Genomic DNA, 11,709 nt, shown 5'->3' with positions numbered 1-11,709 from the left:
GAGAACCACCACGTCCTGTTGCTCGACTTCACCGACCGGGAGTCCTGCCGGGCCGCCTTCGAGGACGCCGAGCACCTGCCGGGCCTGCGCCAGTCCGCGATCGTGGAGCGGCTGGCGGACGGCACCCTCGACTTCCCCGTCAGCCAGGTCCGCGGCGCGGGCGCGTCGACCGTCGGTGCGGGTGTGGTCGGCGGCCTGGCCGGCCTGCTGGCCGGACCGATCGGCGGGCTGCTGGGCTGGGCGGCCGGAACGGCGCTCGGCAGCGCCGCCGAGAACCGGCGGGACACCGACGGCGGCGCCGGACTGATCGTCCTCAGCGAGCAGGTGGAGAACGGCCACAGCCTGCTGGTCCTCGACGTGGTCGAGACCTCGCCGGAGCCGGTCGACCGGCTCGCCGAGCGCCACCACGTCCAGGTCCGCCGGATCCCGGCGGACGAACTGGCCGAGCGGGTGAAGCAGGCGCAGCGCGCCGCCGAGGAGTCCTGAGCCGACCGGCCCGTCGCCCCGGGCGGGGCCGGCCGGGGCCCGGGCCCCCGTCAGGAGGTTCCGGCCCGGCCGGGCAGGCGTCCAGCAGGACCCGGCCCGCCGCGGTGAGGACGTACGGCACCGAGCGGCCGACCCGGCATCGGTGCGCGAGGCCGGCCTCGCGCAGGATCCGGAGGTGGCGGCCCACCGAGCCCAGCGGGAGCCCGGTGAGCGCCACCAGCTGGGTGGTGGTCCTGGGTACGTCGAGCTGGGTGAGGAGCCCGGCCCGGGCCGGGCCGAGGAGTGCGGCCAGCGCCTGCGGCACCGGGCGCCGCCCCTCCTCGGCGAGGACGCCCGCGCAGGGGTAGACGACCGCGTACCGCCGGCCCGGACGGGCCCGCCGGCCGTCGACCGGCGGGACGTCCCAGCAGACCCAGCTCCGGCTCGGGGTGACGGGGACGAACATCAGCTGCGCACCGGCGAGTTCCAGCGGAGGGCTGTCGGACGGGGTGACCTGCAGGCGGCTCCCGCCGAGCCAGCGCAGGCCGGGGCGCATCCCGTCCAGGGCGGCGGCCCACCCGTGGGTGCCGTGTCGGGCGGTCCGGGCGAGGGCGTCGGCCTCGATGATCCGCCTGCGGTGCGGCCAGGACGGCCGGACCGTCTCCGTCCACACCCACGCCAGCAGGTCGGCGGCGCGCTCCGCCAGGTCGTCGCGGCGCAGCAGCTCCGGCACCGGACCGCCCAGGGCCTCGGCGAGGTCGGCCCGGACGACGCCGGGCGGGGTGGCCCGGACCGGCTCCAGCTCCCGTGCGAAGGCCGCCTCGCCCCGGTCCTCGCCCCGGTCCTCGCCCCGGTCCTCGCCCCGGTCCTCGCCCCGGTCCTCGCCCCGGTCCTCGCCCCGGTCCTCGCCCCGGTCCCCGCCTCGGTCCCCGCCTCGGTCCCCGCCCCGGTCCCCGCCCCGGTCCCCGCCCCCGCTCTCGCCCTCGGCGGCGGGCGTCGGGGTGAGGAAGGTGGCGTTCCACCGGGGGCCGAGGGCCGCGCCGACCAGGGCGGCGGTGACCGGGTCGGCGGCCGAGCGTTCCCGGTACCGGGGCAGGTGGGCGTCCAGCCACCGGCGCTCGCCGGGGTGCGCGGCGGTGCCGTGCCGCAGGGTCTTGAGGGCGGCGACGGTCTCGGCGAGCGGTGAGACGACGAACCGGCTCTGCGCCAGCGTGTCCGCGTCGACCTGCCACCACCCCATGCGTTTTCGCCTCCCTGCGAAAACCTAACGCCCCGCACGCCGGGCCGACGAGACTCCCCGGCATGCGTACCTACCGAGAGCTCTTCCGGGCGGGGGAGTTCACCCCGCTCCTGCTGGCCTCGGCCGGGCAGACCGCGGCCCAGACGCTGGGCGGTCCGGCACTGGGCCTGCTGGTGTTCCGGCGGACGGGCTCCCCGTTCCTCTCCTCGCTGGCCATGTTCGGTCCGGCCCTCGGGCAACTGGTCGGCGCGGTCACCGTGCTCTCGGCGGCGGACCGGCTGCCGCCGCGCGCCGCGCTGACCGGGGTGGCGCTCCTCCTGGGTGCGGGCACGGCCGCGCTGGCCGTCCCCGGGATGCCGCTCTGGGCGCTGTTCCCGGTCCTGCTGGCGCTCGGCGTGGCCGGCGCGGTCGGCGGCGGTGCGCGGTACGGGCTGCTCGACGACATCCTGGCGCGCGACGGCCGCCTGCTCGGGAGGTCCGTCCTCGGCATGTCGGCCGGCGTCCTCCAGATCTGCGGATTCGCGGCCGGGGGCGTCCTGGTGACGGTCCTCTCCCCACGCGGCACCCTGCTCGTGGCAGCCGCCCTCCATCTGCTGTCCGCGGGGGTGGCGCGGTTCGGGCTGGGGCGGCGGCCGGCCCGGGCGTCCGGACGGCCGTCGGTGGCCGAGACCTGGCGGACCGACGTGCTCCTCTGGTCCTCGGTGCCGCGCCGGTACGTGTACCTCGCGCTCTGGGTGCCGAACGGTCTGATCGTCGGGGCGGAGGCCCTCTACGTGCCGTACAGCCCGCACGGGTCCGGCCTGCTCTTCGCGTGCGGCGCGCTCGGGATGCTGGCCGGGGACGCGGTCGTCGGACGCTTCCTGCCGGCCCGCCGGCGGGAGGGCTGGGTCGTGCCGCTCTGCGTCCTGCTCGCCGCCCCCTACCTGTTCTTCCTCCTGGAACCGGGCCTGCCGGTCGCGGTGGCGCTGGTCACGGTCGCCACGTTCGGGTACGCGACGGGCCTGCTGCTCCAGGACCGGCTGATGGAGCTGACCCCCGGGCGGCTCGCCGGGCAGGCACTCGGGCTGCACACCTCGGGCATGCTCGCCATGCAGGGGGTGGGGGCGGCCGTCGCCGGAGCCCTGGCCGAGTCGACCTCCCCGGCCACCGGCATGGCGGCGACCGCGGCCCTGTCGCTGGCCGTGACCCTGCTGCTGGCACCGGGGCTGCGCAGCGGCGGCCGGACCGGCGGCCCACGAGGAAGGCTGCGGCGGATCCCGAGGTGGAACCCGCAGCGAGACCTGCGGCGCGAACCGTCCGGGTGAGGTCGTGGACCCGGCCGCCGAGCCACTCCCCGCCGAGCCGCCCCCTGGTGAGCCGCTCCCCGCCGCGCCGCCCCCTGGTGAGCCGCTCCCGGCGACGGCGGAGGTGGCCCGGGCCGGGAGGGCCCGGCCGGCCCCGGGCGGGGTCAGGCGTCCCGGCGCGGCTCGACCCGGAAGCCGAAGGCGGTGGTGCCCGGATCGAGGGCGGTGACCCCGCCGTCGACCGTGAGCACCGCGCCGTTCACGTAGCTCGCGGCCGGAGACAGCAGCCAGCCGACGGCCGCGGCGACCTCCTCCGGTTCGCCGGGCCGGCCCGCCGGGCTCAGCCGGGTCGCCACCTCGTACGCCTCGTCGACGCCGCCCGTCAGCCCCGCCCGCTCCGCGAGGCGTACCATCGGGCGGTCGGCCATCTCGGTGCGGACCCAGCTGGGGCAGACGGTGTTGGCGCGCAGCCCCAGCCGGCCGTAGTCGACGGCCAGCGAACCGCAGAGCTGTAGCAGCGCGGCCTTCGAGGTCGCGTAGGCGGCGTTGGCGGCGCCGTTGCGCAGGGCGGAGACGGAGGCGACCGCCACCACCGCCCCGCGCGACTCCAGCAGGTGCGGCAGCGCCGCCCGGAGGAGGAGGAACGGGCCGGTCACGTTGGTCCGCATGACCAGCTCCCAGTCCTCCGGCGTCACGTCGCCGACCGAGCCGGGCCGGCCCACCCCGGCGTTGAGCACCAGCCCGTCGAGCCGCCCGAAGGCGGCGACGGCCGCCGCCACGAGCTCCCGGACGCCGTCCGGGTCGGTGGTGTCGGACACGTGGGCGAGCGCGCCGGTCTCCCGGGCGACGCGCTCCAGCGGCTCGCCACGCCGGCCGGAGACCACCACCTGGTGGCCCTCGTCGCGCAGCAGCCGGGCGGTGGCCGCGCCGATCCCGGTCCCGCCGCCGGTGACGATGACAACGCGCTGTTCCGCCATGGGCCGGCGCCTCCGTGGACATTCGATGATCATCGGACCGTCGGATCCTACGCCGACGGCCCGTCAGGTCCGGAGCCGGGCCGCCCGGGCCGGCGGGGGCGGCCCACGCGTCGGCCGGCCGTTCGCCGCGGCCGGGCCGGCGGGAGGGCCGGCGGGAGGGGCGGCGGGAGGGGCGGGATGTGCCGCCCGTGCCACGGCGGCCCTCACACCGATCCCCCCGCCCTGTCGCCGGGATCGGGATCGGGATCGCGTGAGGGCCGCGCGGGCGTCCGGGGGAGCTCCCGGACGGGTGGTGCCGTCGACCGGCCGTTCGCGGCCGGATGCCGAGCGACCCGCTAGGGGATCGGCACGACCTGCTCCGCCTGCGGCCCCTTGGGCCCCTGGGTGACGTCGTATTCGACCCGGGCCCCCTCGGCCAGCTCCTTGAAGCCCGTGGTCTGGATCGCGGAGAAGTGGACGAACACGTCCGGGCCGCCGTCGTCCTGCGCGATGAAACCGAAGCCCTTCTCGCCGTTGAACCACTTCACAGTGCCTGTTGCCATCAGTGCCGATCCCTCGTCGCATCCTGCGGCGCGACCCGCGCGCCGGCCGGGCCCCTGTACGGGCGACGGCGTCTGAAGCATGCATTCCTGAGGTGCCCCGAGAACCCGTTTCGGCCCCGTGTCAACGCAGCTCACCCGTTCGTGCGACCGTGAGAGCGGCGGTGTCACCGCGGGCGTGACGCACGCCCGTGACGCACAGCGGGCCGCGGCGCCGGGGGAGCGGCGGGTCCGTCGGTGAGGCCGGCGGGCGGGCCGCTGTTCCGGGGCGGGGCGCGGCTCCTGACTCCGTTCGGGGCCGGTGTGCACGGACCGTCAAGCGCCGTGCGCGCCGGGCGAAGCCGGTCGGGGACCCCTGGCCTACGGTCGGTTGTGCCGCCTCCCGCCGAGGTCGGCGCACCGATCCCCCCGCACCGAAGAGGCCGCACCATGACCGATTCCGCCCCCGTCACCCCCGTCCTGGAACCCGCCGCCGCGGCGTTCGCCGCGGACACCGCCAAGCCCCCGTTCCTCTTCCAGCTGCCGCCCGAGGAGGGCCGGGCCGCCGTCGACGAGGTCCAGTCCGGCGGGAGCGCCCGCCCGGACGTGGACGACGAGTGGGTGACCGTACCGGGCGGCCCGACCGGCGAGGTCCGGGCGCGGATCGTCCGCCCGGCCGGTGCGGTGGGCGAACTGCCCGTCGTCCTCTACGTCCACGGCGCCGGCTGGGTCTTCGGCAACGCCCACACCCACGACCGGCTGGTCCGCGAACTGGCCGTCGGCACCGGCGCGGCCGTGGTCTTCCCGGAGTACGACCGGGCCCCGGAGCACCGTTACCCCGTCGCCCTCGAACAGAGCTGGACCGTCGCCCGCTGGGTCGTCACCGAGGGCGCGGCCAAGGGCCTGGACGCCACCCGGATCGCCGTCGCCGGCGACTCGGTCGGCGGCAACATGAGCGCCGCCCTCACCCTGCTCGCCAAGGAGCGCGGCGGGCTGCCGCTGGTCCACCAGGTGCTCTTCTACCCGGTCACCGACGCGGCCTTCGACACCGCCTCCTACCACCAGTTCGCCGAGGGCTACTTCCTGCGGCGCGACGGCATGCAGTGGTTCTGGGACCAGTACACGACCGACGAGGCCCAGCGCGCCGAGATCACCGCCTCGCCGCTGCGCGCCACCCTCGAACAGCTCGCGGACCTGCCGCCGGCCCTGGTCGTCACCGGCGAGGCGGACGTCCTGCGCGACGAGGGCGAGGCCTACGCCAACAAGCTGCGCGCGGCGGGCGTGCCGGTGACCGCCGTCCGCTTCCAGGGCATCATCCACGACTTCGTGATGCTCGACGCGCTGCGCGGGACGCACGCCGCCGAGGCGGCGATCGCGCTCGCCGTGGCCACCCTGCGCGAGGCCCTCGCCGAGCGCTGATCCTCCTCCCCGTCCGCCTTGTGACGTGGGCGTCCGGGCGTGGCTCCGCCTCCGGTCCCGGTGCCGGCCTCGGTTCCGGCCTGGCGCCGGGGCAGGGGGCTCGGGGCAGGGGGCTCGGGGCAACCCGCCGGCAGCTTCGTCCGGCTGCTCCCGGTTCCCCCGTCCCCCGTCCCCCGTCCCCTGTCCGCCGTCCCCCGGACGCCCGGGGCTCGGGGCGGGGGCCGTCGGGGCGGACCGCGGTGGTTCCTTGGGGTCGACTCCTCCGCCCGCCTGGCGCGCCGTGCCCGCCGGATCCGGGGCGGTGCGTCAGCATGCCGGACAGGCCGCGGCGGCAGGTCCGACGCCTCCCGGTCCCAGCCGTCCGTCCACGCATCGGGGTGCCGCCGGTGGGGCGGCTCCCGCGCGGCGGCCGCCCCGAGGATCCGGAGTTCCAGAAGATGATCACAGTGTTCCGTATCGACGCGCCCCCGACCGGCATCGAGACCGGGGAGGACGGGGCCGAGGTCACCCCCGAGCAGATCGAGGAGGAGATCCGCGCGCGACAGGCTTTCGTGGACGCGGTCTCGCCCTACCTGGCCGCTCTGCCGGACCGGCCGATCAGCCACTCCGGCAACGTCGAGAAGGTCGAGCTCCTCGGTGCGGACGTGACCACCCGGTTGAACCGGTACCTGCTGCTGGTGACGGTCGACGTCGGCGACCCGCGGATCGACTTCGACTCCTTCGTGCCGGCCGGCACCACCGTCACCCCGGTGATCGAGGGTCTCCGTCCGGTCGCCCAGTGGCCGGCCGCGGGCCGGTCCTGAGCTTCTCCGCAACTCCTCCGCCCCTCCTGAGCACCTCTGACCGATCCTGACCGGGGCCGGCCCGGCGGTATCCGGCCGTACCGGCCGGTCCCGAGACTCCCGGCCGGTACGGCCGAACCTCCGGCCCCCTGTGGAACACGGCCCGGTGCGCGGCACGACCGCGCACCGGGCCGTGCCGCGTCTCGGGCCCGAACGACCCCCGATAGGTCAGTCGTCGACATATGACGCCCGATGTCCTATGGTCAGTGCACGGCGGGCCGTCGGGGGTTGGAAGATCCGATGCGCCTGGTGCTGCATCGCGCCGGCCCGCCCCGTTTCGCCCTCCCGGCAGCCTGTCGGCCGGGCGTGAGCCGGCGTGCGGGCCCGTCTCCCGCCGGCCGTTTCCACTGAATCGTGGTCCAGGGGAGGATCCGTAGTGCTCCACCGTTCCCGCATGCCCAAGGTGCTCGGCGTCGGCACCGCCGTCGTGCTCGGCCTGGGGCTCGGCGTCCCACCGGCGTTCGCCGGACCGGCCGCCGAACCCGACCCCGTGCCCGGCCTGGTCGCCGGTCGGGACACCGCCGCGCCCCAGCTCGTCACCGGCCTGTCCGAGCCCGCCGTCGGCGCCGACCCGGCCGGCGCGGCACTGGCCCACCTCGCCGCCCACCCGGACCGCTACCGCGTGGACCCCGCCCAGCTGGCCGAACTCGGCACCGAGCGGGCCTCCGACGGCCGGCGCACCGTCAGGTTCGAGCAGCGGTACGGGGGAGTCCCGGTGCTCGGCGGGCAGTACCTGGTGCACCTCACCGGCGACGGAGCCGGGCAGCGGGTCGAGTCGGTCGGCGGGAAGTACTTCACCGGCCTGTCCGCGCCGACCGCCGCCACCGTCCCGGACGCGGTGCTGCGCGAGCTGGCCCTCACCTCGGTCGACGACCCGGGCGCCCGGGCCGGAGCCACCGCGGAGGACCGCGGCCTGGTGATCCTGCCCGGCGACACCGGCCGCCTGGCACGGCACTTCACGGTGCGCGGCGCCGGACCGGACGCCGCAGGCCGCCCGGCCCGCGAGGTCTACGTGGACGCCACCGCCGGCGTGATCGCCCTCGCCCACGACGCCCGCTCCCCGTACCCGGCGGGCGGCGCCGCCGCCCGGGCGGAGAGCACGCCCGGCGCCCCGGCGACCTCCCCCGAGGCCGCCACCGGCACCGCCCCGGACGTCCTCGGCCGCTCCGCCAAGGTCAACATCGTCCGCCTCCCGGACGGGAGTTACCAGCTCGTCGACGTCACCCGGTCCGCCTCGCTCACCACCTACGACGCGGCCGCGCGCGACGAGTTCGACTTCAACGGAGGCATCCCCGCAGGCGTCCTCCCGCCGGTCTCCCCGACGCCGGACTTCCCGGCCGGCACCGGCACCAGCGGCGCCACCGACGCCCATCTCAACGCGGGCGCGGTGTACGACTTCTACCGTGACCGGCTCGGCCGGGAGGGCCTGGACGGCAAGGGCGGCGCGATCACCTCCGTCGTCAATCTGACCTCCGGCGGCAAGCCCATGGTGAACGCCTACTGGGACGGCTCGAAGATGCTCTACGGCGCTGCCAGCGACAAGCGCCACCCGTTCTCCGTGGCGCTCGACGTGGCCGGCCACGAGATGACCCACGGCGTCATCGGGAACACCGCGAACCTCGTCTACCTCGGCCAGTCCGGCGCGATGAACGAGGCGCTCGCCGACTACTTCGGCAACGCCATCGAGGTGACCACGCGCGGGACGGCGATGAACGACCCGCGCGCCGCGCTCCTCGGCGAGAGCCTCTGCCTGACCGGCACGCCCGAGGACTGCGCGGACCGCCGGATGGACGACCACCGGACCACCGTCGACGACTACCTCGGCGTCTCGCCGTCCCTCGACAGCGGCGGCGTCCACCTCAACTCCACCATCTTCTCCGGCGCGCTGTGGGACATCCGGCGCACCCTCGACCCGCTCACCGCCGACCGGCTGGTCTACCGCGCGCTCGCCGAGTACCTCACCCCGGTCGACGACTTCGTGGACGGCCGCAACGCGGTGCTCGCCGCCGGCCGGGCCCTCGGCCTCAGCCGGGTCCAACTCCGCACCGTGGCCAACGCCTTCGACGCACACGGGATCCGGGCCGGCTGGCAGCAGCGGATCGGCCTGGACAGCCGGGTGCTGCTCCGCGACGCCTCCACTGTGAGCATCGCCCCCGCCGCGGCCAAGGGCCGCTGGGTGGCGGCCACCGCCGAGAAGGGCGGCAAGGGCTCCCTCTCGGTCTTCACCGGCGCCGTCACCGGCGGCGGTACGCCGACCAGGATCAGCCCGGCCGACGGCCGTTCGCACGGCTGGCCCGCCACCGACGGCACCTCCGCCGCCTGGGCCTCCATGGGGGCCGACGCGCAGGGCAGTTGGGGGATGGAGGTCTTCGCCCGCCCGCTGAACGGCGGCGAGCTCCGCAGCGTCCACCGCGGCGCCAACCAGTACATCTCCGAGGTCCAGGTCTCCGGCGGGACCGTCGCCTTCCGGGTGAACGACTTCGGGTCCGGCCGGACGTGGATCCAGCTCCACCGCGACGGGGCCCCCGCCGTGGAACTCCCCGTGGCGGACGACCACGACGTGACCGCACTCAGTCTCAAGGACGGCCTGCTCGGCTGGAGCGAGGACTGGACGACCGGTGAGACCCGCTCCTCGGCGGCCACCGTGTACTCGGTCGCCGAGGGCAAGGTCGTGGCCCGGTACCCCGCCGCCGGCGGGGCGTCGGTCTCCTCCACCGTGCTCGCGGGCGGGCGGGTGCTCTGGGTCGAGACCCCCGCCGACCGGACCGGGCGCAGCTCGATCCGGTCCGGTGCGCCGGACGGATCCGGCGTGACGGAGCTGCTCCCCGGCGACTCGACGTACGCGAAGCTGCGCCCCACCATCACCGCCTCCGACCGCGCCGTCACCTTCGGGTACCGGGACGGCGACCGGCCGGCCGGTGGCTGGTCCAACGCCGCGCTGTCCAAGATCTGGCAGATCCCGATCACCGGCGGCACCCCGCAGCGGGTCTCCTGCAACCGGGGCGGCCAGTACCTGCCGGCCGCCGACCAGGGCACCCGGGTGGTCTGGCTGGACGGCTCGGCGGGCCGTACCGACCTGGTGGTCCGCGACCGCCCGGCCGGGTCCTGCTGACCCGACCCACCCGATCCACCTGACCGGGCGATCCACCTGACCGGGCGACCCACCTGACCGGGCGACCCACCTGACCGGGCGACCGCCCGACGACGGCAGATCCCGATCTGCCTCCCGGAACCGCCGGCTCGCGCCGGCGGACGGCCGGCCACCGGACCCCCGCGGTGGCCGGCCGTTGCCGTTGCCGTTGCCGCTACCCAAGGGTGTTGATCCACTATTAGTTGAATGATAAATTAGATGCATCGACCACTGAGCGAGCCCAGGAGGAACGATGTCGACCACCAGTGTCGCCGACAACCCCGAGAAGTCCCGCTACGAAATCACCGCCGACGGCGAACTCGCCGGCTTCGCCGAGTACCACCGCTACGAGGGCGAGATCGCCTTCATCCACACGGAGATCGACGAGCGGTTCGGCGGCCGTGGCCTCGCCGGTGCCCTCGCCCGCGCGGCCCTCGACGACGCCCGGGCCCGGGAGCTGGCCGTGCTCCCGTACTGCCCCTTCATCCGCGGCTGGCTGGGCAAGCACCCGGAGTACACCGACCTGGTGCCGTCCGCCCAGCACGAGCGGTTCGGCCTGTGACCGCCGCACCGGCCGCCGGCACCCCGGACGCCACCGCGGGTGAGTTCGTCCGGTCCGCCGCCGCCGTGGCCACCAGCACCGGCGACGACTACCGGGTCGACATCCGCTCCGGCCGCCACCGCCTGTCCGCCGACGAACCGGAGTCGGCCGGCGGCGCCGACACCGCCACCACCCCCGTCGGCCTGCTCCTCTCCGCCCTCGGCTCCTGCACCGCGATCACCCTGCGGATGTACGCCCAGCGCAAGGACTGGCCGCTGAAGACCGTCCGCGTGCACCTCGGCTACGAGAAGGGCCCCGAGAAGGCGGTCCGCATCACCCGGCGCATCGACCTCGTCGGCGACCTCGACGACGCCCAGCGTGCCCGGCTGCTCGACATCGCCGACCGGACGCCCGTCACCCGCGCGGTCTCCGCCGGCACCCCCATCGTGCCCGCCGCCCGGCACTGACCGAGCGCCGAGCCCTCGGCACCGTCCGACCCCCGGCGCCTCCCGCGCCCCGACCCAGGGAGTACGGCCCACCATGGCTGAACCCGTCCGCGACCCCGCCGCCCCATCGTCCGCGCCCGCGCCCGCGGTCCGGGGCGGGCGCGAGTCCACCCCCGGCGGCCCGGTCCACGAACTGCTGGCCCCGCGCGAGACCGCGCTCGGCGGCAGCACCGTGGTGCGCCGGCTGCTGCCCAGCCTCGGGCGCCGGATGGTCGGTGCGTGGTGCTTCGTCGACCACTACGGGCCGGACGACATCGCGGAGGAGCCCGGCATGCAGGTGCCGCCGCACCCGCACATGGGCCTGCAGACCGTCAGCTGGCTCCACCAGGGCGAGGTCCTGCACCGCGACAGCCTCGGCAGCCTGGCCACCGTCCGCCCCCGCGAACTCGGCCTGATGACCTCCGGCCGCGCCATCTCCCACTCCGAGGAATCCCCCCGCCCGCACGCCCGCCTCCTGCACGGCGCCCAACTCTGGGTCGCCCTCCCCGACACCCACCGCCACACCGACCCCGCCTTCGAACACCACCCCGACCTCCCCCACGTCACCGCCCCCGGCCTCGACGCCACCGTCATCCTCGGCACCCTCGACACCGCCACCTCCCCCGGCACCACCCACACCCCCCTCGTCGGCGCCGACCTCACCCTCGCCCGGGGCGCCCACCACCGCCTCCCCCTCGAACCCGACTTCGAGTACGCCGTCCTCACCATGTCCGGCCACACCGAGGTCGACGGCGTCCGCCTCGACCCCGGCGCCATGCTCTACCTCGGCACCGGCCGCCCCCACCTCC

General features: G+C 76.0%; 10 protein-coding genes. 7 read left to right on the top strand and 3 right to left on the bottom strand.

The genetic code is table 11. The features are described 5' to 3' along the window. Positions 1–313 precede the first annotated feature (313 nt). Complete coding sequence (locus tag PUR61_RS22085) at positions 314–1,705, bottom strand: winged helix-turn-helix domain-containing protein (protein WP_329881007.1); 1,392 nt, start codon at positions 1,703–1,705, stop codon at positions 314–316. 62 nt (positions 1,706–1,767) lie between these two features. On the opposite strand from PUR61_RS22085, the gene PUR61_RS22080 reads away from it, so the two are divergent. Continuing rightward, entirely contained in the window at positions 1,768–3,009 is a 1,242-nt protein-coding gene (locus tag PUR61_RS22080; RefSeq protein ID WP_329881005.1) for an MFS transporter, read from the top strand. Between the two features lie 143 nt (positions 3,010–3,152). Here the strand turns inward: PUR61_RS22080 and PUR61_RS22075 are convergent, their stop codons facing one another. After that, positions 3,153–3,965: an SDR family NAD(P)-dependent oxidoreductase gene (locus PUR61_RS22075; RefSeq protein WP_329881003.1), complete on the bottom strand. Its 813-nt coding sequence runs from the start codon at positions 3,963–3,965 to the stop codon at positions 3,153–3,155. 335 nt (positions 3,966–4,300) lie between these two features. Further along, the gene (locus PUR61_RS22070) at positions 4,301–4,507 is read right to left on the bottom strand and encodes a cold-shock protein (protein ID WP_329881002.1); all 207 of its coding nucleotides are present in this window, start codon (positions 4,505–4,507) and stop codon (positions 4,301–4,303) included. A gap of 426 nt (positions 4,508–4,933) precedes the next feature. On the opposite strand from PUR61_RS22070, the gene PUR61_RS22065 reads away from it, so the two are divergent. From PUR61_RS22065 to PUR61_RS22040, 6 genes are all read left to right on the top strand, one after another. Next, on the top strand, positions 4,934–5,902 hold the full coding sequence (locus PUR61_RS22065; RefSeq protein ID WP_329881001.1) for an alpha/beta hydrolase: 969 nt from the start codon (positions 4,934–4,936) through the stop codon (positions 5,900–5,902). Between the two features lie 437 nt (positions 5,903–6,339). After that, entirely contained in the window at positions 6,340–6,705 is a 366-nt protein-coding gene (locus PUR61_RS22060; protein WP_329881000.1) for a hypothetical protein, read from the top strand. Between the two features lie 433 nt (positions 6,706–7,138). Beyond that, positions 7,139–9,856 carry a M4 family metallopeptidase gene (locus PUR61_RS22055; protein WP_329880998.1) on the top strand — a complete coding sequence of 906 codons (2,718 nt, stop codon included), beginning with the start codon at positions 7,139–7,141 and terminating at the stop codon, positions 9,854–9,856. 271 nt (positions 9,857–10,127) lie between these two features. After that, positions 10,128–10,436 carry a GNAT family N-acetyltransferase gene (locus tag PUR61_RS22050; protein WP_329880997.1) on the top strand — a complete coding sequence of 103 codons (309 nt, stop codon included), beginning with the start codon at positions 10,128–10,130 and terminating at the stop codon, positions 10,434–10,436. After that, positions 10,433–10,882, top strand: coding sequence for an OsmC family protein (locus PUR61_RS22045; RefSeq protein WP_329880996.1), 450 nt, complete (start codon positions 10,433–10,435; stop codon positions 10,880–10,882). Before PUR61_RS22050 ends, PUR61_RS22045 begins: the two co-directional genes overlap by 4 nt. A 73-nt stretch (positions 10,883–10,955) precedes the next feature. Further along, on the top strand, positions 10,956–11,709 hold a 754-nt coding region (locus PUR61_RS22040), incomplete at its 3' end, for a pirin family protein (RefSeq protein WP_329880995.1).

It is taken from the genome of Streptomyces sp. BE20 (genome assembly GCF_036322525.1).
Taxonomy (GTDB): Bacteria; Actinomycetota; Actinomycetes; order Streptomycetales; family Streptomycetaceae; genus Kitasatospora.
Note: the sequence above shows the minus strand (reverse complement) of the source record. Positions and strands in the feature narration are given on the sequence as shown.